The organism is Zavarzinia aquatilis, assembly GCF_003173035.1.
Lineage (GTDB): Bacteria > Pseudomonadota > Alphaproteobacteria > Zavarziniales > Zavarziniaceae > Zavarzinia > Zavarzinia aquatilis.
The window spans coordinates 221,278-242,626 of the sequence record NZ_QGLE01000005.1; the positions used below are offsets into that span (position 1 = coordinate 221,278).

General features: G+C 67.3%; 25 protein-coding genes. 8 read left to right on the top strand and 17 right to left on the bottom strand.

Annotated features, from left to right (window positions below; all coding sequences use genetic code 11):
• The first annotated feature begins 46 nt into the window (after positions 1-46).
• Both DKG74_RS10920 and DKG74_RS10925 read left to right on the top strand, forming a co-directional pair.
• Complete coding sequence (locus DKG74_RS10920; protein ID WP_109905620.1) at positions 47-742, top strand: glutathione S-transferase family protein; 696 nt, start codon at positions 47-49, stop codon at positions 740-742.
• Positions 743-821: 79 nt separating this feature from the next.
• Positions 822-1,235, top strand: a complete 414-nt coding sequence (locus DKG74_RS10925) for a group II truncated hemoglobin (protein ID WP_109905622.1) — start codon at positions 822-824, stop codon at positions 1,233-1,235.
• Here the strand turns inward: DKG74_RS10925 and DKG74_RS10930 are convergent.
• Complete coding sequence (locus tag DKG74_RS10930) at positions 1,211-2,098, bottom strand: polysaccharide deacetylase family protein (RefSeq protein ID WP_109905624.1); 888 nt, start codon at positions 2,096-2,098, stop codon at positions 1,211-1,213. The two genes, DKG74_RS10925 and DKG74_RS10930, sit on opposite strands and share 25 nt — an antisense overlap.
• 217 nt (positions 2,099-2,315) lie before the next feature.
• Positions 2,316-3,167 carry an HpcH/HpaI aldolase/citrate lyase family protein gene (locus DKG74_RS10935; RefSeq protein WP_165837639.1) on the bottom strand — a complete coding sequence of 284 codons (852 nt, stop codon included), beginning with the start codon at positions 3,165-3,167 and terminating at the stop codon, positions 2,316-2,318.
• 164 nt (positions 3,168-3,331) lie between these two features.
• On the opposite strand from DKG74_RS10935, the gene DKG74_RS10940 reads away from it, so the two are divergent.
• Positions 3,332-3,877 carry a hypothetical protein gene (locus DKG74_RS10940; RefSeq protein ID WP_133251562.1) on the top strand — a complete coding sequence of 182 codons (546 nt, stop codon included), beginning with the start codon at positions 3,332-3,334 and terminating at the stop codon, positions 3,875-3,877.
• Between the two features lie 50 nt (positions 3,878-3,927).
• On the opposite strand, the gene DKG74_RS10945 is transcribed toward DKG74_RS10940, so the two are convergent.
• The 3 genes from DKG74_RS10945 to aguA are packed head-to-tail and all read right to left on the bottom strand — an operon-like array spanning position 3,928 to position 6,260.
• On the bottom strand, positions 3,928-4,671 hold the full coding sequence (locus tag DKG74_RS10945; protein ID WP_133251563.1) for a glycerophosphodiester phosphodiesterase: 744 nt from the start codon (positions 4,669-4,671) through the stop codon (positions 3,928-3,930).
• 2 nt (positions 4,672-4,673) lie between these two features.
• On the bottom strand, positions 4,674-5,141 hold the full coding sequence (locus DKG74_RS10950) for a RidA family protein (protein ID WP_109905632.1): 468 nt from the start codon (positions 5,139-5,141) through the stop codon (positions 4,674-4,676).
• A 15-nt stretch (positions 5,142-5,156) separates the two neighbouring features.
• On the bottom strand, positions 5,157-6,260 hold the full coding sequence (aguA, locus tag DKG74_RS10955) for an agmatine deiminase (protein WP_109905634.1): 1,104 nt from the start codon (positions 6,258-6,260) through the stop codon (positions 5,157-5,159).
• A 75-nt stretch (positions 6,261-6,335) separates the two neighbouring features.
• Here aguA and DKG74_RS22040 point away from each other — a divergent pair, with 75 nt between their 5' ends.
• The 3 genes from DKG74_RS22040 to DKG74_RS10970 all read left to right on the top strand — a co-directional run bounded on the left by DKG74_RS22040 (position 6,336) and on the right by DKG74_RS10970 (position 7,900).
• Positions 6,336-6,536, top strand: coding sequence for an excalibur calcium-binding domain-containing protein (locus DKG74_RS22040; protein WP_207779322.1), 201 nt, complete (start codon positions 6,336-6,338; stop codon positions 6,534-6,536).
• A gap of 49 nt (positions 6,537-6,585) precedes the next feature.
• Positions 6,586-7,479: an N-carbamoylputrescine amidase gene (aguB, locus tag DKG74_RS10965; protein ID WP_109905638.1), complete on the top strand. Its 894-nt coding sequence runs from the start codon at positions 6,586-6,588 to the stop codon at positions 7,477-7,479.
• Between the two features lie 79 nt (positions 7,480-7,558).
• Positions 7,559-7,900, top strand: coding sequence for a hypothetical protein (locus DKG74_RS10970; protein ID WP_109905640.1), 342 nt, complete (start codon positions 7,559-7,561; stop codon positions 7,898-7,900).
• Positions 7,901-7,921: 21 nt separating this feature from the next.
• Here DKG74_RS10970 and DKG74_RS10975 read toward each other — a convergent pair whose 3' ends face one another.
• The 9 genes from DKG74_RS10975 to DKG74_RS11015 form a co-directional block, all read right to left on the bottom strand.
• Positions 7,922-8,965: a hypothetical protein gene (locus DKG74_RS10975; protein ID WP_109905642.1), complete on the bottom strand. Its 1,044-nt coding sequence runs from the start codon at positions 8,963-8,965 to the stop codon at positions 7,922-7,924.
• Positions 8,962-10,905, bottom strand: coding sequence for a motility associated factor glycosyltransferase family protein (locus DKG74_RS10980; protein ID WP_109905644.1), 1,944 nt, complete (start codon positions 10,903-10,905; stop codon positions 8,962-8,964). The genes DKG74_RS10975 and DKG74_RS10980 overlap by 4 nt, the downstream gene beginning before the upstream one ends.
• Positions 10,902-12,683 (bottom strand): tetratricopeptide repeat protein, encoded by a 1,782-nt coding sequence (locus tag DKG74_RS21750; RefSeq protein ID WP_165837640.1) that lies wholly within the window; start codon positions 12,681-12,683, stop codon positions 10,902-10,904. Before DKG74_RS21750 ends, DKG74_RS10980 begins: the two co-directional genes overlap by 4 nt.
• A 60-nt stretch (positions 12,684-12,743) precedes the next feature.
• A complete protein-coding gene (gene flaF / locus DKG74_RS10990) occupies positions 12,744-13,181 on the bottom strand; it encodes a flagellar biosynthesis regulator FlaF (RefSeq protein WP_109905646.1) in 438 nt (145 codons plus the stop codon).
• Positions 13,150-13,560: a flagellar biosynthesis repressor FlbT gene (locus DKG74_RS10995; RefSeq protein WP_109905648.1), complete on the bottom strand. Its 411-nt coding sequence runs from the start codon at positions 13,558-13,560 to the stop codon at positions 13,150-13,152. Before DKG74_RS10995 ends, flaF begins: the two co-directional genes overlap by 32 nt.
• Before the next feature lie 141 nt (positions 13,561-13,701).
• The gene (locus tag DKG74_RS11000) at positions 13,702-14,601 is read right to left on the bottom strand and encodes a flagellin (RefSeq protein WP_109905650.1); all 900 of its coding nucleotides are present in this window, start codon (positions 14,599-14,601) and stop codon (positions 13,702-13,704) included.
• A 214-nt stretch (positions 14,602-14,815) separates the two neighbouring features.
• Positions 14,816-15,265 (bottom strand): hypothetical protein, encoded by a 450-nt coding sequence (locus DKG74_RS11005; protein WP_109905652.1) that lies wholly within the window; start codon positions 15,263-15,265, stop codon positions 14,816-14,818.
• Complete coding sequence (locus DKG74_RS11010) at positions 15,255-15,572, bottom strand: rod-binding protein (RefSeq protein ID WP_109905654.1); 318 nt, start codon at positions 15,570-15,572, stop codon at positions 15,255-15,257. Before DKG74_RS11010 ends, DKG74_RS11005 begins: the two co-directional genes overlap by 11 nt.
• The gene (locus DKG74_RS11015) at positions 15,572-16,684 is read right to left on the bottom strand and encodes a flagellar basal body P-ring protein FlgI (protein ID WP_109905656.1); all 1,113 of its coding nucleotides are present in this window, start codon (positions 16,682-16,684) and stop codon (positions 15,572-15,574) included. The genes DKG74_RS11010 and DKG74_RS11015 overlap by 1 nt, the downstream gene beginning before the upstream one ends.
• A gap of 217 nt (positions 16,685-16,901) precedes the next feature.
• Between DKG74_RS11015 and DKG74_RS11020 the strand changes: the two genes are divergently transcribed.
• Positions 16,902-17,312, top strand: a complete 411-nt coding sequence (locus DKG74_RS11020) for a flagellar assembly protein FliX (protein ID WP_109905658.1) — start codon at positions 16,902-16,904, stop codon at positions 17,310-17,312.
• Positions 17,313-17,444: 132 nt separating this feature from the next.
• Positions 17,445-17,861: an RNA polymerase-binding protein DksA gene (gene dksA / locus DKG74_RS11025; protein WP_109905660.1), complete on the top strand. Its 417-nt coding sequence runs from the start codon at positions 17,445-17,447 to the stop codon at positions 17,859-17,861.
• Positions 17,862-17,926: 65 nt separating this feature from the next.
• Here dksA and DKG74_RS11030 read toward each other — a convergent pair whose 3' ends face one another.
• The 3 genes from DKG74_RS11030 to flgA form a co-directional block, all read right to left on the bottom strand.
• Positions 17,927-19,939: a beta strand repeat-containing protein gene (locus tag DKG74_RS11030; RefSeq protein ID WP_109905662.1), complete on the bottom strand. Its 2,013-nt coding sequence runs from the start codon at positions 19,937-19,939 to the stop codon at positions 17,927-17,929.
• 124 nt (positions 19,940-20,063) lie between these two features.
• A complete protein-coding gene (flgH, locus tag DKG74_RS11035; RefSeq protein WP_109905664.1) occupies positions 20,064-20,819 on the bottom strand; it encodes a flagellar basal body L-ring protein FlgH in 756 nt (251 codons plus the stop codon).
• A 30-nt stretch (positions 20,820-20,849) separates the two neighbouring features.
• Positions 20,850-21,347, bottom strand: coding sequence for a flagellar basal body P-ring formation chaperone FlgA (gene flgA / locus DKG74_RS11040; protein WP_109905666.1), 498 nt, complete (start codon positions 21,345-21,347; stop codon positions 20,850-20,852).
• Between the last annotated feature and the right edge of the window lie 2 nt (positions 21,348-21,349).

Consider the following 21,349-nt stretch of genomic DNA (forward strand, 5'->3'; position numbering starts at 1 on the left):
CCGGTCCCTATCCTTCGCGGCATAAGGATAAAAGGAGGAGAGCGGCATGATTGATCTCTATACGGCGCCGACGCCGAACGGCTGGAAAGCCTCGGTCACGCTCGAGGAACTGGGGCTCGCTTACAAAGTCCACCCCGTCAACATCATGGCGGGCGAGCAGAAGACGCCGGAATTCCTGGCGATCAATCCGAACGGCCGCATTCCGGCCATCGTCGACCGCGACGAGGGGGACTTCGCCGTCTTCGAATCCGGCGCGCTGATGATCTATCTCGCGGAAAAGGCGGGTGCCCTGCTGCCGGCGGAGCGCAAGGCGCGTTCCCGCGTGATCCAGTGGCTGATGTTCCAGATGGGCGGCGTCGGCCCGATGATGGGGCAGGCCAATGTCTTCTATCGTTACATGCCGGAGAAGATTCCGGTCGCCATCAACCGCTACCAGACCGAGGCGAAGCGCCTGCTGACCGTGCTCGACACAAGGCTCGCGGGGGCGGAATTCCTGGCCGGGGATTATTCCATCGCCGATATCGCCAATTTCTGCTGGGCGCGGACGCACAGCTGGTCCGGCGTCGCCATCGACGACCTGCCCCACCTCGCCCGCTGGCTGGCGGCGATCGAGGCGCGGCCGGCGGTTCAGCGCGGCCTGAAGGTGCCCTTCGATATTTCCGAAGTGTTCAAGGGCGAGGACGCCGGCGAGCGTTTCGCCGAAAGCGCCCGCACCATCGTCACCGGCGGCGACAAGACCTGACCGCCACCGCGACGATTGGCAGCGGGCGGCATGGCCCCCCATCTGCTATGTCAGGCCGGTGAGGGGCCAAGAGGTTTTCATGGCACAGACGATCTACGAACAGATCGGCGGGGAAGAAGGCATCCGTCGCCTGACCCGCCGCTTCTACACCCTGATGGATGAACTGCCGGTGGCGGCGGCCTGCCGGGCGGTGCATGGCCCGTCGCTCGCGGGCGCCGAGCAGAAGCTGTTCGACTATCTGACCGGCTGGCTGGGCGGCCCGCCGCTCTATACCGACAAGCATGGTCATCCCATGCTGCGCGCCCGCCACATGCCTTTCACCATCGGCGAAGAGGAAATCGAGGGCTGGCTGACCTGCTTCGCCTATGCCTGGGCTGAAGTGGCGGCCGATCTGCCGGCGCGCGATCTCGTCATGCGCAAGGTGGTGGAACTGGCCCACCACATGCGCAACAAGGATGTCGAAGCGCCTCAGAAGGTTACTTCGCTGCTGTAATAGGGCAGGCCGATCCGGCGGGGGGCATAGAGGCCTTCCGCCGTCACCTTGTTCAGATGGGCGGCGATCTCTTCCATGCTGGCGAACCAGACGTCGCCCTTGGCCTGCATCTCGTCGATCATCCGGGCGATGGCGTCGAGCCTTGACGGCCGCGCGCTGACCCAGGGATGCCAGACCCCGACCCAGAGCCCGCCATGGCGCCAGGCCGCGTCGAATTCCGCCATGAACACCGATTTCGCCTCGTCGGGGGAGCGCACGGTCATCTGATAGGCGAAATCCGGCGCATGGACATATTGCGGCCAGTCGTCCAGTGCCCAGCTGCTGGGGATTTCGACGAAGGAGCCGCCGCCCGCGGCATCGACCATATGGGGCACGTCGTCGGTCATCAGCGAGGCGTCGTAGACGAAGCCATATTTGACCAGAAGGTCCGCCGTCGCCGACGAGAAATTATAGAGCGGGGCGCGGAAGCCGCGCGGCTTCTGCCCGGTCATGCGGCGGATAGTCTCGACCGCGCGGGCGAACAACTCCTCCTGCCGGTCGACGGGCAGGGCGTTGTAATTCTCGTGGATATAGCCGTGATGGGCGATCTCGTGGCCGCCCTTCAGGATCGCCTCGACCAGATGCGGATAGGTCTCCATGCACCAGGCGGGATAAAAGAAGGTCTGCTTCAGCCCCCGCTCGGCATAGAGGCGCAGGATGCGCGGCACCGCGATCTCGTCGTAGCGCAGCCAGGAGGTGGTGGCGACCAGCTCCTTCGCCTTCGCCCCCTGTTCCATGTGCAGGCTGCTGTCGGTGTCGATGTCGAAGGTGAAGGCGACGGCACAGCGCGCGCCATTCGGCCAGGGCACCGGGTTCTCGATCATCGACGCATCTCCCTCTACGGCACTTGTATCGTCATGAGGGGAGAGGTCTCGTCGCGAGATCCCGGCCTTCGCCGGGATGACGAACAAAAAACAGCGTCATCCCGGCGAAGGCCGGGATCTCCGGACCAGAGAGCGCATCCCTCAACCGCGATTAGCCTAAGGCACCGGCGGCGCCCTGTGATCAGGGAAAGCTAAAACTCCGCTTTGAGGCGTGCCGTCAGCGCGCGGCCTTGGTCAGGATGCGCCGGGCAAGGGCGAGGTTGCGGCGGTCGACCGTGGCGCCGCCGGGCAGGGTGGCGAGGTCGTCCGCCGTCCCGTCGAAGGCGGCGACGATGGCGCGGGCAAGGGCGGTTTCGTCTTCCGTCGGGGTGAAGATCGCCCGCACCTGATCGGCGTCGTCGAAGGTGGTGACGATCTTGGCATCGAAGCCCATGGCCCGGGCGCGGCGGAAGGCCGCCGTCCGTTCTTCGCCCTGAAGGGGGCGGGCCACCGGCCCGTCGATGACGACGAGCCCATGGGTCCGTGCCGCCATCAGGGCCATGGCCCGGGCCGTGACCACCGGCGGGGCGTCGTCGTCGCGGGCGCAGCCGAGGGCGCGCGACAGGTCGAAGGGGCCCATGGTGAATCCGGCGAGGCGCGGCGTCGCCGCCGCGATGGCGTCCAGATGCAGAAAAGCGGGCGGCGATTCGAGGACGGCGATCAGCGGCACCGGCCGCTCCGTCACCGCCTCGATCGCCGCTTCCGCGATCAGCAGGTCGTCGGCACATTCGACCTTGGGCACGACAATGGCATCGAGCCGGGGCAAGGCGGCGATCACCGGCACATCGGCCCCGAACCAGGGGGAGCGGACGGAATTGCTGCGCACGAAGACGGCGATCCCCGGATCGAGCGCGGCGATCCGCCCCGCCACCATATCCCGGGCCGCCGCCTTGTTGTCCGGCACCACCTCGTCCTCGAGGTCGACGATCACCGCGTCGATCCGTGCGCCCGCGACCTGCGCCCAGCTCTCGCCCTTCTCGACGCTGCAGAAGAAGACATTGCGCGGGGCCAGGGGGAGGGAGCGGGGCATGGTCGTTTCCATTTTCTCGTTTGGCTTCTGCCGCCTTCATTGACCGCTGGATAGCGGTGGGGATTTGTCGAAGAGTAGCCATTGGCGAGCCGGGAAGCCTCTCCATTTTCTGGTTCGGGATCGGGCGCCGGTCGTGACATCGTAAAGACGAGGTGATGCGGCAGATGGTGATCAACAGCAGGGACTGCGGCCGCATCGTTGTCTCTCGCGCCGCGGATGTCGCGGACTTGCGTGATTTCGGCTTCAGGTGGTTCGACAACCGCTTCCAGGGGGCCGGTGGATTTGCGGTCCCCCTGAGCAGGCAAAGCGCCAAGGGCGTCCTGGCGTTCGATGAGGTCGAGCCGGCGCTGGATGTGACACTTCGGGCAGAGGCGACACTGGCAATGGACGACCCAGGCTTCTCCATCGGGCCGACCATTATCTCGGTCGGTCGTGACATGAGAGAGCATTTCCGTGATCGTTTGACCGGCCTCGAGATCACCCTGTTCCGCGCGGATTGCTGGGGCGGCGAGGAGCCGCTGACGCCGAAGACAGTCTCACAGGCCTTGGCTGTCGTGACGGAAAACGCGCCGTCCGCCCGACCCCATGGCAAGGCGCGCTTGTCGCTAACCGCGACCTTGGGCACGCGGTACGGACGGATCATATTCCGCCGACCTTTGCTCGACCGGCTCACGAAGCACGTCTTCGTGCGGGTCGTCTGGCCGACGTGAGCGGCCTGGCCGCTCTGTCGCTCACTTGAGCGGCCTGGCCGCTCTGTCGCTCAAGGCCGGAAGCCCTCGAAGATGATGTTGTCGGCGTGCTCGCTCGCGCGTTTGCGCTCGGCCGTGGTGCGGACGGTCCAGGTCAGCAGGGGCAGGCCCTGCGCCCGCGCGCGGCGTGTCGCGCGGCTGGGCACGGCGCGGATGTCATAGGCGATGAAATGCGGCCGCGTGATCGGGTTCAGCAGCATGTGGGTCATCACCCATTGCTCGTGCAGGCGCAAGGGCTCGTCATCCATGCGGAAATCCATGGCGATCTGCCCGCGCGGCACGAAGGGGGCGTGGCGCTTGAACCATAGGATGCTGCGCGGGTTGAACGACTGGATGGCAAAGGCACCGCGATAATCCTCGAGCGCGGCGAAGGTCGCCGCTTCCAGCGGGCCGACCTTGCCGCGCGCCGCCTTCACCTCGATCAGGAACGGCACCCGGCCAGCCACCAGCTTCAGCACGTCGCGAAGCGTCGGGATGGTCTCGCCAGTGTCACCGAGGGTCATGCCGCGCAGGTCGCCGGCGCGGAAGCTGTCGACCCGCCCGCTCTCGCCGGTCATGCGGTCGAGGGTGTCGTCGTGGAACACCATGGGCACGCCGTCGGCCGAGACCTGGATGTCCAGCTCGATGGCATAGCCCGCCTCGGCGGCGGCCATGATGGCGGCGCGGCTGTTCTCGGGGATGCCGGCCGCCTTGTCGTGCAGCCCGCGATGGGCGACCGGCTGGCGGCGCAGCCAGTCCATGTTCTGGTGCTGCAAGATCAGGCGATCTCGAAGATGGCTTCGACCTCGACCGCGGCGCCGAGCGGCAGGGCGTTGGTGCCGACGGCGGAGCGGGCATGGCGGCCGGCATCGCCGAATACCGCGACGAAAAGGTCGGAGGCGCCATTGGCGACCTTGGGCTGCTCGGTGAAGGCATCGTTGCAGGCGATGAAGGCGACGAGCTTCACCACCCGCTTCACCCGGCCGAGGTCGCCGCCCAGCGCGATCTTCGCCTGCGCGATCAGGTTGATGGCGCAGAGCTTCGCCGCCGCATTGCCGCTTTCCGCATCGAGATCGTTGCCGAGCTTGCCCTTGACGAGGCCATCCGGCCCGATGGGCAATTGCCCCGAGATGAAGAGCAGATCGCCGCTGATGACGAAGGGCACGTAATTGGCGACCGGGGCGGCCGGCACCGGCAGGGTGATGCCGAGTTCGGCAAGGCGGGCTTCGGCGGGGGAAAGGCTCATGTCAGATCTCCGAAATCAGTCCGGGCGGCCGATCGGCTGCTGCTGGGTGATGCAATGGATGTTGCCGCCGCCGAGCAGAATCTCGTGCCCCGGCACGGCGATGACCCGGCGCTCCGGGAACAGGCGGGCGACGATGGCCTCCGCCGCCGCGTCGGTCGCGGGGTCCAGCCGCGGCATCACGACGGTGCCGTTGCCGATATAGAAATTGACGTAGGAACCGGCGAGGCGCAGCCCCGCCGCCCGCTCCTGGCCGCCATCGTCGTCGAGGCCGCCGAAATCGACGCTGTCCATTTCCGCTTCGGCGCGGAAGAGGGGGCCGGGGGCGGGAATCTTCACCACCTCGATGGCGCGGCCTTTGGCGTCGCGGGCCTTCGACAGGCGCTCGAAGGCATCCTGCGAGATGGCGAATTGCGGATCGTCGCGGTCTGCCGTCCAGGTCAGGGCGACGACGCCCGGCCGGACATAGCAGGCAAGATTGTCGACATGGCCGTCGGTCTCGTCGTCCAGCACGCCGGGGCCGAGCCAGATCGTCTTCTCGATCCCGAGGTAATCCTTCAGGAGCTGCTCGATTTCCCCGCGCGAGAGATGCGGGTTGCGGTTGGGGTTCAGCAGGCATTCCTCGGTGGTGATCACCGTGCCTTCGCCATCGACATGGATCGAGCCGCCCTCGAGGATCAGCGGCGCGCGGTAGCGCGGTACCCGTTCCATTTCCAGGATCTTGGCGGCGACCAGCTCGTCCTGATCGTGGGGGTTATAGAGCCCGCCCCAGGCGTTGAAGCCCCAGTCGACGCCGCGCAGGCGGCCCTTGCTGTCGGTCACGAAGCTGGGCCCCGTATCGCGGCACCAGGCGTCGTTCGTCGTCACCTCGACCACGCGAATATGGCGGGGCAGGCGGCGGCGGGCCTGCACGAACTGCCGGGCGGAGGCAAGGACGGTGACCGGCTCCCCGCTCGCGATGGCGGTCGCGACCTGGGCGAAGGCTTCCTGCGCCGGCTTGGCGCCGTTTCGCCAATTGTCCGTCCGCTCGGGCCAGATCATCCAGCAGCCCTGATGCGGCTCGAACTCGCCGGGCATGCGAAAGCCGTCGGCGCGCGGGGTCGATGTCAGGGTTTCGGCCATGCTGCTCTCCTCGTCGGCGCCCATCCTGCCGCCAAGGCCCCTTGGCGGGCAAGCCGTGTCGGCTACAATCGCGCCATGCGTGTTCTGCTCCTCTGCCTCGTCGTCGCGGCGCCGGCCCATGCCGGGCCGCCCAAACCCTTCTGCGGCGAGAAGAAGGAATGCCGGCAGATGGCGGATTGCGACGAAGCACAATTCTATTACAGCCAGTGCGGCGAAGCCCGGCTCGACCGGGATGGCGACGGTGTGCCCTGCGAAGAGCTGTGCCGCTTCAAGTAAGGCCGAAGCTGGGGCAGACTGCGGTCGCAGCGAAGAGGGGAGTCGAGAGATGCGTGAAGTCACCGTCGCGGCGACGCAGATGGCCTGCGGCTGGGATCTGGCCGCCAATATCGCCAGGGCCGAGGCGCTGGTGCGCGAGGCCGCGGGCAAGGGCGCCCGGATCATCCTGATCCAGGAATTGTTCGAGACGCCCTATTTCTGCCAGGACCAGATCCACGATTTCTTTTCGCTGGCGAAGCCCTTCGACGACAATCCGCTGATCGCCCATTTCGCCGCGCTCGCGGCCGAACTCGGCGTCGTCCTGCCGATCTCCTATTTCGAGCGGGCGGGTCAGGCCCATTTCAACTCGATCGCCATTGCCGATGCCGACGGCTCGATCCTCGGCAACTACCGCAAGAGCCATATTCCCGATGGCCCCGGCTATACCGAGAAATTCTACTTCTCGCCGGGCGATACCGGTTTCCGGGTCTGGGACACGCGCTTCGCCCGCATCGGCGTCGGCATCTGCTGGGATCAATGGTTCCCCGAATGCGCCCGCTCCATGGCGCTGATGGGCGCCGAAATCCTGTTCTATCCGACCGCCATCGGCTCGGAACCGCATGATCCGACTCTCGATTCGGCGGCGCATTGGCAGCGGGTGATGCAGGGCCATGCCGGCGCCAATCTCATTCCCCTCGTCGCCTCCAACCGGGTGGGGACGGAAGCCGGGCGACACGGCACCGCGATCACCTTCTACGGCTCGTCCTTCATCGCCGATCCGACCGGCGCCAAGGTGGCGGAGGCCGATCGGGTGACGGAAGGCGTGCTGACCGCGACCTTCGATCTCGATGCTATCGCGCATCAACGCCGCTCCTGGGGCATCTTCCGCGACCGGCGGCCGGAACTCTACGACACGGTGCTGTCGCTCGACGGGGAAAATCCGCACGCCGCCGCCGGGTATTGACGACAATCGGGGCGGGTCTTTCACCGAAATTTTACCCTCGACGGCCAAGAATGGATCATTCGCGCCGGAGACCCGCCTCATGTCCGATACCGAAGTCCTGACCCCGCTCGAAGAGGCGGCCTTTCCCTTCCTGCAACACGCGGTCCTGCTGGATCAGGCGCGGGGGGCGCTGGCCATTCTCGACAAGGCGCTGATCCAGAATGCCGACCTGTGGCTTCGCCTGTCCGAACACGCGGCACTGAACGGCGCCGAGATCACGGGCGAGGTGATGGACTTCATCAACCGGACCGCGACCTTCACCGCGAAAGTGGCGAAGAGCCTGCAGGGCGAAGTCGACAACGATCTGATCGACAAGCTGATCGCGCTCAACTTCAACATGTCGGAAGCGATCCTGAAGGGCGGCTCGCCGGTTTCCGGTTGAGCCTTTGCCCGGCCGGCGGGCTTAGCCGGAATAGGTCGTGCCCATGATGTCGAACACGCTCTGGTTCGTCACGCTGTCGTCGCCGATCAGGGCGCCGATCATCTCGCGCTGCGCCTGGGCGGCGAAGGCGATATTGCTGGTCATCAGCGAATAGCGAGTCTCGATCGCCTTCTTGGCGGCGGCGAGTTCGTCCGATTCCGTATCGCTGACCTTGCGCGCCGTCTCGCCCATTTCGGTCAGCTGGTTCTGCAGCGTGCTCAGGCCAATCTCGGACTGGAGATTGGTATTGCTCAGGGTCGCGACCGCCTTGGCGACGATGCTGATCGACGCCTTGATGTCGTCGATGGCCTGGGTCTGGCCTTCCCCCGTCAGGCCGCCGTAAAGCCAGGACGAGGTGACCGGCAGGCCGCCGGTGTCCAGCGTGGCATTCCAGGTCGTCGTGCCGTCGGTGAAGCTGACGTCATTGCCATTGCGCGAGACGAGGGAGAGCTGGGAGGTCGCGATCTGCGTCCCGCCGATACTCAGGGTCTGCGACAGGAAATTGGGGGTATAGGTCCGGCCGTTGTCCTGGTCGACCAGTGCATAGCGCGAGCCGAGGGACTGCAGCGCGACGACGACCTCTGTCGTGCCGGTGCTGATCGCCAGCGTGCGCTGACCAGACTGGCCCGCGACGACGTTGCCGACCAGATTTTCCAGTTCCGAGCCGCGGCTGCCGACCAGGATGTTGATCTGGTTGATCGCGGTGTCGAAGGCGGAAGCCCGCCCCTCGGCCGCGGCGGCATGGGCGGTGTTCAGATATTCGAGAACCTTCTGCGCGTTGGTGCTGGCCTGCTTCAGGGAAAACACCGCGCTGGCCGCCGTGTCCTTGCGGGCGGCGAGGGCGTCGATATCGGCCTGCAGCGCCGGCAGCGCGGAATTGGTGACGTATTTGTCCTGAACCTTGGCCAGTTCCTTGGCCTTGCGCGCGGCGATCCCGTCGGCGACCAGCGCATAGGTCCGGTCGAGGGCGTCGCTGACCGCCTGCTTCTGGGCGGCGGCGCTCATGCCGAAATAGACTGCCGTCATGCCTCCGCTCCCATTCGGACCGGCCGCGCCGGCCGCCCGGCCAGCGCCGCCTCCAGATCGCCGATCAGGGCCAGCGTTCCTTCACGCATGAAGAGGACGATGGACCGATACTCGGCCAGGAAAGATGCCACCATAATGGCACGTTTTTCCGGCTCCGTCATCCGGTGGCTGAAATACATGCCGATCTTCGGCATCGACCGGATCGAGCCATGGGCGATGCTCTCGGTCAGGGCATATTGGTCCTTGAAGCCATCCATGAAGTCGGACAGGCGGTGCCAGAAGGCGACCAGATCCTCGCCTTCCGCGATCGCGGCATCGACGAGGGCGAGCAGGTCGTCATAGAAGGCGGTGGCGCCGTCCAGCAGCCGGCCCGGGGTCCAGGACTCGAAGAAACTGGCGGCCGGATAGAGGCGGGCGAGGCGCCTCATGTCGGCGCGCAGCTTCTCGCCGTCGGCGACGCGCGGCAACTGGCGGATCGACGAGGCGACGCGGGGCGTGACACCGGCGAGCAGGGCACCATCCGAGGTATTCTGGACCTTGAGCTGATAGCGCCGGGTGATATCGCCCAGGATCTGGGCGCAGAGCGCGAGGATCCAGTCGCATTCGACCGTGCCGCCGAAATTGCCGGGCAGGGTCTGGTTGTACTTCAGGTTCCGCTCGAAGGCCTTGTACTTGTCGGTGACGGCATAGACCGAATCCCGCGAGTGTTTCACCTGGCCCAGCTTGCTGCCGCAGTCGGTGCCGAACAGGATGTAGTCGGTGAAGCCAAGGGCGGCGGAGACGCGCAGCGCGGTGTTGACGCAGGTCGGCCCCACGCCGACCAATTCGTGGCGTTCGGGCGCGAGGATGCGGGTCGAGCTGACGGAATCGCGGAAGAAGAAATAGACCTCGTCGAACAGCGCGGCGACGCGCGGGTCGACCGTGACCGAGGCGATGAGCGTGATGCCCGAGAAATCGAATTCCTTCGCGAGGGCGGTCAGCACCTCGACCGTTGGGTCGCCGTTCTCGAGTTCGCAGTGGAACTGCGGGCGGATGCCGTTGCGCAGGCAGACGCGCAGGCTGGTCCCCGCCGAGAACACGGCGGCCTGCGGCGCGAGCCGGCGCAGATCGTCCATCGAACGGTCGATGGAGGGGCCGGAGCCGATGATGATCGCCGTCTCCGGCCGGGCCGGCTTCGGCCGGGCGTCGACCAGACGGCTGTCGTAACGCAGCAGGTTGCCCACCGCGTTGGTCATCATCTTCAACTCGTCTTCGTAGAAGCCCTTGGAGATGAACATCTGGTCGATCACCTGCTGCAGGCGATCGCGGGTCTCGGTCAGGGCCCAGGACGGGTAATGGACGAAGACGAAGGCGCCGTCGATGAAGGGCTCGCCCACCCGGTAAACCAGCCGGCGGATTTCCAGGATGATGCGGTCGGGCTGGGCCGCCGTGCTCAGGGTCAGGTCGATGCCGCGGCGTTCGGCGATTTCGAACAGGGCGTCCCAATCCTGCGTGTTGGCGGCATGGACGACGAATTCCGCCACCGGCTCGACGATCAGCACATGGCGCGCCGTCGTCGTCTCGAGCAGGGGGCGCAGATGATGGCCAAGGCCAAGGCCGAGCACGACGAGGAACGAGCCCTCGTAATCGGGCTTGTTGCTCAGGGTCGTGATGCCATGCCCGGCCATCACCGTCAGCAGATGGTCGCGCATCCGCGCCGAGACCTCGCTGCCGATATTGGCGCCGGACAGATCCTGGGTGAAGAACTGCAGGGGTTTCACCGCGAAGCGGGCGACCTGTTCGGCCGCCTTTTCCTCGGCGTCGCCGCCATAGAGCCGCCCCCGGCCGAGGTCGATGTCGATCGCCCGGCCGGCCTCGTCGCGCACGATGGTGCTCAGCGTCGTCGCCGGAAGCGACGGGGCAATGGCGGGAAATCGCTCGGCGAAGGCGGCGGCGGTCATTGCGCGATGCTCTCCATCAGGGCGGTGGCGAAGGCGGCGGGGGAAAAGGCCGGAGCGGTGGCGGCCGCTTCGGCGATGCGCGCGCTGGCGCCGCGGTCGGTGGCGAGCGCGGCGCCGATGGCGACGAACGCCGCGACATCGGCGGCCGCATGGTCACCGAGGCCGAGGGCGTCGAGCGCGGCCGCGCCGTGATTGCGGTGCCGGACCGTGCCGCGCAGGGCGACGCAGGGGGTTGCGACAGCGGTCGCGGTCACCACGTCCTGACCGTTCAGGGCGACGAAGGGCGCGACATAGAGGTCGAGCCCGGCGGCGAAGGCGAGCGGGCTGCCGTCGACGATTTCGATCCGGTCGGCGATGCCGCGTGGGCCGCAGCGTTCAACCAGGGCGGCGACCGTGTCCGGATGGCTGAATTCGCGGTCCCGGAACAGCAGGCGTGCGTCCGGCACCTGGTCCAGCAGGGCGGCGAGCGCATCGAGGAAGTCGTCGTGCAGCTGGCCGGGCACGATGTCGGTGCCGATCAGCGTGGGACCGTCGCTGCGCGCCGGCCGCGCGGTCGTGCCGAGCCGGGCGAGAGCGGCGCCGGCGGGCACGGCGCCATCGGTCCAGGGCAGGGCGCAAGGCGCATTCAGCCAGGCGAGGGTGCGCAGGGCGGGATGATGGGCAAGGGCGAGGGTGTGCATCGGCGCGGCGAGACCACCGGCATCGAGCAGCAGGTCGATGCCTTCGCCCGCGACGGTATGGGCCAGCGTCTCGCCGTCGAAGGCGGCGGCGTCGATGTGGCGTTGGACCCGGCCCTGCAGCGGCCGGTTATGCGGCCGGTCGAGCGTGCCGGCGCCAAAGACGGTGAGATCGCCGCAGCCGGCCTCGCGCAGGCCCTGGGCGAGCGCGGCGATGGTCTCGACATCGGCCTCGTCGCCGAGGGCGGTGGCGAGAACGCCGACGCGGGGCCGCTCGGGCAATGCGGCGGCTGGCATCAGCGGACCGGCCGCCGGCAGCAGGCCGGCGTTGCGGCTCAGGCTGCGGGCCGGATCGGCGCCGCGAAGGGTGGCGATGGTGGCGGCGGCGCACAGGACATCGGGGCCGGCCGCGGGTTCGCTTTCGCCGAGCGCGATCGCCTCGGCGGCGATGCCGTCGGCCGCGCTGTCGCCAATGGTGGCGAGGGCAAGGGCGAGGCGAGCGAGGTCGAAGGCGTCGGCCGTGCCGTTGGCGGCGAAGCGCGACAGGATTTCGGCGGCCTGCCGCGGCCTGCCGACGGCGATCAGGGCATCGGCGAAGGCGCGCTGGGTCTCGCCATCCTCGGGACTGAAAGCCGCCTGGGCCTCGATCAGCCGCATGGCCAGATCGGACTGGCCGGCGGCCATCAGCTTCATGCCCTGCGCCAGCAGGGGGCGTTCGCGGATGTTGCGGAAGACGAAGGCGAAGCCCGGCCAACCGGCGGGCCGCAGGCTCGCGGTGGTCTGGTCGAGGCCGTTGGCCTGCGCCAGTTTGGCGTAATAGGTCGCCTCGGCCACCTCACCGGCGATGGCATAGAGAATGGCCAGGCTGTCGGCGGCGACGGCGCTGCCCGGCGCGGCGTCGAGCGCCTGCTTCAGGGCATCGAGCGCGGTCAGCACCTGGTCGCTGGCGAAGGCGACGAAGCCAAGACCGATCAGGGCCGCCGGATCGACCGGGTCGGCCGCCATGCGCGCCTCGATGGACGCGATGGCGGCTTCGTGGTCCCGGCTGTCGATCAGGGGTTTCAGCGCCGTAAGGAAGGGAGCGATGAGGTCGTCGGTCATTCTCTGTCGTGCCGTCCCGGCGGTCGGGGAAGTGTCGGCCAGGGTCGCCGCCTGCATGGTTCAGACCGAATGGTTGATGCCGCCACCGGCGGCGGCGGGCGGGGCGGTCGTGGTGGGAACGCTGGCACCGTCGGCCGGATTGGCGAGGAGGCCGGCCGCGATCTCGCGGTTGATCCGGATCAGGATGTCCAGCTTCTGCGGCTGCGGATCGGCGAGGATGCCCACCGTGTGGCGGTCGATGAAATTCGCCAGCGACAGGACATTGGCCTTCAGGTCCGGCGGCATCGGCGAATCGGGCGAGGCGACGCCGGCCTGGAAGATGGTCCACAGGCGCCAGTTGCGGCGCACCGCATCCATGAAACCGGGCGCATTCTCGGGCGCGCGCTGGGCCTCGGCCAGACGACGCGCGGCCTCGGTCAGCGCCCAGCCCTCGGTGCGCCGCGGATCGCCGGAAGGCGGGGCCTTGCTATAGGCGGGACGACGCTGGGTCGGATACATGATCGAGAACCTCCTTCTCGTGCACGAGCAATTTCTTCGCCGTGCGCAGGGCCTGATAGACCGTGCCGGTGGCCAGTTGTTTGTTGATGGTGTCGATGATGGCGGCGCCACTCGGGGCCGCGGCCGCGTAGTCGGCGAGGAAGGCGTCGGCGGCCTTGCGGTAATCGGCGGCACGATCGGGGAACAGGTAGAGGCACTGCAGCACATAATAGATGCGCGTTGCCGGGGTGACGGCATCATCCTGGGTCAGGATGTCCTTGCCGCGCAGGATATGGGCCTGGTTGAGGACCGTGATCGTGGCGTGGCCGCCGGCATTGGCGAGCACGGCACCGTTCACGATGATCTTTTCTTCAGGGGCGAGCGTGATCTTCAGGGGCACGCCGGGGACTCCGTGGCTGGTTCGTTCCCCGAGATTGGCCCTGTTTCCTTAATTCGAGGTAAAGCGATCCGCGGCTCTACCCGTCACGAGAAAGGGGCGGCCGAGGCCGCCCCTTCATATCGTCGATCTGACGCTGCCGGATTACTGGAGCAGCGAGAGCACGCTCTGTTCGCTCTGGCCGGCGAAGCTCAGGGCCTTGAGGGCGAGCTGCTGGCGGGTCTGCAGGGCGACCAGGTTGGCGCCTTCCTCGTTCAGGTCGGCGAGGGTCAGCTTGTCCGAACCTTCGGTCAGCGTGTTCGAGTAGTTCTGCGTGAAGTCCGCGCGGGTCTGCAGCAGGGTGATGTTCGAGCCGAGCGAGGAAGCGGTCGCGCGAACCGACGAGATCGCCGAGTCGAGGCTGTCGGTGATCGTGTCGATCGTGCTGATCAGCGCGCTCGCCGCGATGTCCGAGAAGCCGTTGGCGGCACCGGCCGAACCCGCGCCGGTCAGGAAGGCGGCGAAGATGTCCGAGCCCTTGGCATCGGCGGCCGAGGCAACGGTGATCAGGGCGCCGGCCCGCAGATCGCGGCTGTTGACGGTCAGCTCGGCCGAGGTGACTTCCGAGAAGCGGACGGTCAGCGACTGGGTGGTCGAGTTGACGAGGTTGGTGCCCTGATAGGACGCATCGCCCAGCAGCGAGTTCAGCTGGTTCAGGAGGTCGGCGAACTGGGTCGAGAGGTCGGCCTTGGTGGTGTCGTCGGCCGTCTTGGCCGAGATCGCGACACCCTTGATCTGCTTCAGCAGGGTTTCCGCCGACTGGGTCGCATTCACCGCCGCCTTCAGCGAGGAGATGCCCTGGTCGATGTTGCCCTTGCGGGAGGTCAGGTCGGAGGCGCGGTCGCTCAGCGACTTCGCGGCGAAGTAGGCGGTGGCGTCGTCAATGGCGCTCGACACCTTGAGGCCCGTCGACAGACGGCTCTGGGTGCGGTTGGCGAGGCTGGTGGTCTCGTTCAGCGACAGGAGGTTGGCGCGCGAGGTGGCAGTCAGCTTAATGTCAGCCATGGGTCTGGTCCTTCTGGTCCAATGTGATGAAGCCCTTCTGGGCCTCGGGAATGGTTCTGCAGGGATCGTGCCAAATCGGATGCATCTCGGATTTTGGCGGAATTACTCGCTATTTTGGGGGCAACTGGGGGTCGGCTAGGCAGATTTTGCCGGGTTGGCTAGGAAAATTTTGCCGGGCAGGCAGGAATTGCCGGGCAAATCCTGCCCTGCGGCGTCACGCCTGGGCGTGGATCGCCATCGCCGCCGGCGCGGCATAGGCGGTGCGAAGACCGGCGCGGGGGCCGTAGCCGAGGACGGGCCGGGCCTTTTCGGCCACCGCTTCGGCGACGCTGCGCACCAGCCGGTCGGTGACCGTGCGGGCGGCGGCGACGCGCACCGTATGCAGCGCCATCGCGTCGCGCAGGCGCTTGGTTGGCTCGCCCAGCCGTGCCCTTGCCCCTTCGTCGGCGGCGACGGCGGCGGCTCCGCCCATCAGGGCGAGCTGACGGTCGTAGGCGCCGACAAGCTGGAGCTTGCGTTCGATCTGGCCTTTCAGGCGGGAAAACTGGCGGGCACCGATGGTCTCGCATTCCTCTTCGATCGCGGCCGCGAGGCGAATTGTCAGGCTGGCCATGGTCTCGAGGGCGGCGGGGGACAGGTCGAGCGGATGCGGGTCAGAGGCCATGGGCGGGCTCCTCGGTCACGAGCAGGGAACGGATCAGCATGTCGGACAGGCCGATGCCGCCACGGGCGGCGATGGACTTGCCGAATTCCTGGATCAGGAAACCGCGGAAGGCGGATTCACCGGCGCCGCCGTCGAAGGGCCCGTCGCTCTTCAGTCCCTCGAACATGGGGCTGATCATCTGCGACATGACCATGGCTTCGAAATCCTGTGCCTCGGCCTTCAGGCGGGGCGGGATCTGCGGCAGCGGACGGCCGGCGGGATAGGCATAGCGGACGGGATCGGCGGAGAGGGGGGCGGCGGCGGTCATCACATCACCTCGATGTCGGCCTGAAGGGCACCGGCGGCCTTGATCGCCTGCAGGATCGAGATCAGATCGCGCGGACCGAGGCCGAGACCGTTCAGGCCATTGACCAGATCCTGCAGGCTGACGCCGGCCTCCATCATCACGACGCGCTGTTCCTGACCCTCGTCCACCTGGACGTCGGTACGCGGCACGACCGTGGTCCGCCCGCCCGAGAAGGGCTGGGGCTGCGAGACCTGCGGCGCTTCGGAGATGCGAACGGTCAGGTTACCCTGGGCGATGGCGACGGTGGAGACGCGGACGTCGGCGCCGATGACGATGGTGCCCGAGGCTTCGTCGATCACGATGCGCGCCGGCTGATCGGGCGTCACCTTCAACTGCTCGATCTGGGTGACATAGCTGACGATGTCGGCGCGATACTGCGGCGGCACCTGGATTTCGACGGTCGAGGTGTCGAGCGCGCGGGCCTGACCCTTCAGCTGCTTGACGACCGCTTCGGCGATGCGGCGGGCGGTGGTGAAATCCGGATTGCGCAGCGACAGGCGAATGCTCGGCTCGGTGCCGAAGGCATAGGCGACCTCCCGCTCGACGACGGCGCCATTGGCGATGCGGGCCGAGGTCGGCACGCCCTTGATCACCGAGGTCGCGGCGCCCTGCGCCTTGAAACCGCTGACCGAGACCGAGCCTTGCGCGACCGCATAGACCTCGCCGTCGGCGCCCAGCAGCGGGGTGACCAGCAGCGTTCCGCCCTGCAGGCTCTTGGCATCGCCGAGGGCGGAGACCGTGACGTCGACCCGGCTGCCGGTCCGGCTGAACGGCGGCAATTCGGCGGTGACCATCACCGCCGCGACATTCTTGGTCTTCAGGTCGGTATCGCGGGTGTTGACGCCGAGGCGCTCGAGCATGGCCTCGAGGCTCTGCTTGGTGAAGGGCGAGTTGCGCAAGGAGTCGCCCGAGCCGTCGAGACCGACCACGAGGCCGTAGCCGACCAGCATGTTCTCGCGAACGCCCTGGATGTCGGCGATGTCCTTGACGCGCGAGGCCGCGGCCTGGGCCGGGGCAACGGCGCCAAGCGCGGTCGCCAGCAGGACGGCAAGGGCAATCAGGCTATGTCGCATCTCGATTCTTCCTCGAAAGCGGCGGCTTCTCCGCCTGGGCTTTCTGGTTGCGAAACCCGTGCCAAGAGAAAGTCCTTGCCAGATCAAGGGCTTGGGACAAATCTCGGTGGGCAAGCCCTGCCGCCGCGGCAAGAATTGCCGGCCGATCCCTCGTCTTCAGGGCTTGTTAACGCTGTGCGCGCCAGGATGGCGGGCAGGAAAGGCATCAGGGCCCAGGATGAAGATCGACGGCAACGGCAGAATCGGCGGACCGGCGGCGACCGGCGCCCGGCGGGGTGCGCGCGCCGGCCAGGGTGGCTTTTCCCTGGGCGATGCCGAGGAAACTTCGGCCGCGGGCGGTTTATCGGGCGCGGGGCCGGTCGGTGGGGTCGGCGCGCTCTTCGCCTTGCAGGAGGTCGATGCCGATGGCGAACGGCGCCGGGCGGCCAAGCGCGGCAACGACCTGCTGGACCAGCTGGAGGAACTGAAACTCGGTCTTCTGTTCGGTCATTTCCCGAAAGAGAAGCTGCAGAATCTCCTCGCCATGGTGCGCGGGCGGCAGGAGCGGATCGCCGATCCGCGACTCGCGGGCGTGCTGGCGGATATCGAATTGCGGGCGGAAGTGGAGCTCGCCAAGCTCGGCTTTTGAGCGCGGCGTCGCCGATCTGTCCTAAATCTCTGGAAATGCTCGGTTTTTATTGCTAAGGCCGGGCTTGAACACAAGGCGGTCGCTGCTATACTCCGCCCGCCTTGCGGCATAGCATCGTGCATGAGGGATGGCATGGGAGCAGAGTTGCCGCCGGATTATCGTCCGAGCGAAGACGAAGAGTTCATGAACCCGCGCCAGCGAGAATACTTCAGGCGCAAACTCGTGGCTTGGCGTGAAGAAATTCTGCGGGAAAGTCAGGAAACCCTGCTGCATCTGCAGGAGGACACGGTGGCCGAACCCGATCTGGCCGACCGCGCCTCTGCCGAATCCGAACGGGCGCTGGAGCTGCGCACCCGCGACCGTCAGCGCAAGCTGATCGGCAAGATCGACGCGGCGCTGCGCCGGATCGAGGATGGCGAATACGGCTATTGCGAGGAGACGGGCGATCCGATCAGCCTGCGTCGCCTCGACGCCCGGCCGATCGCCACCCTGTCGATCGAAGCGCAGGAGCGGCACGAGCGGCGCGAGAAAACCTATCGGGACGACTGAAGCCGTCCCGGCGGCTCTGGCGAAGGAATTCGGGCGCCTCTCTCGCGAGAGGCGCCCGTTCCATTTCAGACGAAGAGAAAATCCGAGGCGTCGACATCCGCCGCGTGGACGCCGCGCAGGATGATCATGTCGCCGGCCCCGAAGTCGATCACCGTGCGCGAGCCCTGGTCGATCACGGTCAGCGCGTCGAAATCGGCGGCGAGGGCGGTCGAAATTTCGATGGTGTCGTGGCCGTTGGCGAAACGGGCGATGGTGTCGCGGCCGAAGCCGGCAGCATCGAAGACGAATGTATCGCCGCCGCCGCCGCCGATCAGCAGGTCGTCACCCGCCCCGCCGTTCAGGACATCGTCGCCGAGCCGGGCCTGAAGGCGGTCCGCGCCAGCGCCGCCGGTGATGTCGACCCCGCCGCCAGCGCCGCTGCGCGAGGCGATGCTCAGGTCCGTCGTCAACTGGCCGAAGTCGGCGGTGAAACCGTCGCCGACCACGATCCGCTCAACGTCGACGATGCTGCCGGCGCCGAAAATGGCATCGGAATTGACGATCAGCGTGTCGCGGCCGTCGCCGCCATCGGCCAGGGCGGGGTTGCCTGTCAGGGTGAGGATGTCGTCGCCCGTGCCGCCTTTCAGTGTGTCGAAATGGGCGCCGTGCAGCCGGTCGTTACCGCCACCGCCCGCCAGTGTGTTGGGGCCGGCGTCGCCGATCAGCGTGTCGGCCTGGTCGGTGCCCGTGACGTTCTGGAAATGGGCGATGCCATCCGTGCCCGTGGCGGCCCCTAGTGCGAGTCTGACGACGACACCGGTCGACCAGCCGTCGTAGACGAGACTGTTGATGCCGCCGCCGCCGTCGGACAGGCCGGTGATCACCGAAGTCTCGCCCAGGGTCAGGGTATTGTCGCCGTCGCCGAACAGGATCGCCGTGCCGTTGCCGCCGGTGATCGTGCCGTTGTTGGTCACGCTGTCGGCGAAGGCACTGACCAGCTTGATGGCTTCGAGGGCGGTGCCTTCGATGGTGCCGTCGTTGGTGATCGTGGTCATGGCATGGGCATTCCCGCGCGAGCTGTCGTCGACCAGGATGCCGATGCCGGCGCCGATGATCGTGGCGCCCGTGTGATTGGTGATGGTGCCGCCGCCGGCCGCGATGCCCTCGCTCGTGTTGGCGAAACCGTCGGAGCCATGGCCGCCAGCCCCGGTGCCCTGAATCAGGCCATAGTTGACGATGGTTGCCGCGAAATCGAAGTCGATACCGTCGCCGTCGCCGTCGGGCGTGCCGTCGGGGGTGCCGCCAGCGCCGTCGCTGTTCACGTCCGAGGCGGGATCGTTGCTGAAGGCGCCGGTGATCGTGCCGTAGTTGGTGACGCTGCCCGCGCCGTCCGAGCCGACGCCCGAGCCATTGCGCCCGGTGATGGTGGCGCCGGCTTCGTTGGTGACCGTGATGTAACCGGCGACGCCATTGTCGCCCGCGTTGATGCCGTGGCGGTCGGCGGAAATGTCACCGCCGGTCTTGTTGGTCAGCGTGCCGCCGAAGGCGCGGAAATCGACGCCGTCGGTGCTGGCGGTGAAGCCGGCCGTGGTGCCGCCGTTGATCGTGCCGCTGTTGGTGATGACCGCGCCCGAGCCGGTGCGGATGGCATCGTTGGCGCCCGACGAAATGGTGCCGGTGTTGCCGATGATGACGGTCACGCCTTCCGCCGAGGCGAAGTCGACCGCCTGGCCGCTCGTCGAGGTGATGCTGCCGGCATTGGTCAGGGCGATGTTGCCCGCGGTGATCGACGACTGGATCTGCAGCGCGTCGTCGGCCGACCGGATCACGCCGCCCGCCTCGTTGGTGATCTCGGCGGTGAAGCTGGTGCCGACGCCGGAATCGATGCGGATGGCGCGGCCACCAGCGGCGGTATTCTCGATGGTCCCCGAATTGTCGATGACGGCGTTGGTGGTCGCGCCGGTGAAGCGCACCGACTGGGCATTGGCCGAGACCGAGATGGCGCCGGTCGCCTCGACCGTCAGGTTGTCGACGGCGGCATCGCTCATGTCGAGGCGCGTCGTGCGCGTGTTGCCGGCGGTAATCGTCAGGCTGCTCATCCGTGTTCCCCTGCTGCCTTATGCAATGGGGCTGGCTAGCACACGGATGGCGTGGGAATTCTTGCGGTTCGGTGACGATTGGAAGACGGGGTGCCTTCGCTCCTCGAAGGCACCCCGGGGGGGATCAGAAGGGCAGGATGGCGTCCAGGACCTGCTGGCCGTAGCGCGGCTGCTGCATGTCGGTGATCTGGCCGCGGCCGCCGTAGGAAATGCGGGCTTCGGCGATCTGCGTGTGCTTGATCGTGTTGGCGGCGGTGATGTCCGACGGGCGGACGATGCCGGCGATCAGCAATTCGCGCACCTCGTTGTTCACGCGCACTTCCTGCCGGCCCTGGATCACCAGATTGCCGTTGGGCAGGATCTGGGTGACCACGGCGGCGATGGTCATCTTCACCGCTTCCGAGCGTTTGATCGTGCCATTGCCGGTCGACGAGGTGCCGGAATTCAGGTCGACCGCGCCGCTCGGATTGTAACCGGCGGGCAGGGCGGCACCGGCGACGCTGGTCTCGAGCCCGAACAGGCCGCCGAGGCCGAGGTTCTCGGTCGAATCCCGGGTGCGGGCGGTCTGGTTCTGCACGTCGGCCTGTTCGTCGATGTCGATGGCGACGGTCAGGATGTCGCCGACGCGGGCGGCCCGGTTGTCCTTGAAGAAGGCGCGCGAGCCCTGCTGCCACAGGCTGGCCGAGACGCCGGAGTTCATGCCCGGATCGTTCGGCATCGGCAGGCTGACCGGCGTATAGCCCGGGGTCGCGGTCGGGTTCTGGATCGGGGTCAGGGGCGGGGCTTCGCCGATGCGGCTCATGCGCTCCTGGAAGCCGGAGCAGGCACCAAGGCTGCAGGCGGCGGCGGCGACGAGGGCGATGCGGATGAAGCGGTTCATGATGGCGGCCTTCTGGCGGATCGTTTCGGATTACATCTCGGAGGGGACGGCGGCGAAGATCGGCTGGGCTGCGACGGGAACCGCCGCTTCGCCCGGGCCGCTGACCACCGCCTGGACGACGCGGTTGGACGTGAGGTTCATCACCCGGATCACCTCGCCCATGGCGCCCTGTTCGATCGCTTTCGCCGTGGTCGACAGCTCGATGCCCGGCATGGAGACGCGGACGGTCACGAGGCTGCCCTTGACGACCAGGATCGGCTGGCGCACTTCCGACAGGGAGACGGGACGGCCGGCGCGCAGCGGCTTGCGCGCCGCCATGCCGATCAGCTGGTCGGCGCTGTCCGCCGTGTTGGCGGGAAGATTGCCGGTGACGGCGGCCTCGGTCAGGTCGTCGGCGGTCACGACCTCGCCGGTGGCGATGTCGCGCAGCAGGACGGGGACGGTGGCGCCCGCCTCTTCGGCCTTCACCGGGACGGCGAGACCGAAGGCGAGGAACCACAGCATCATGCCAATGGCGATGCGGATCATGG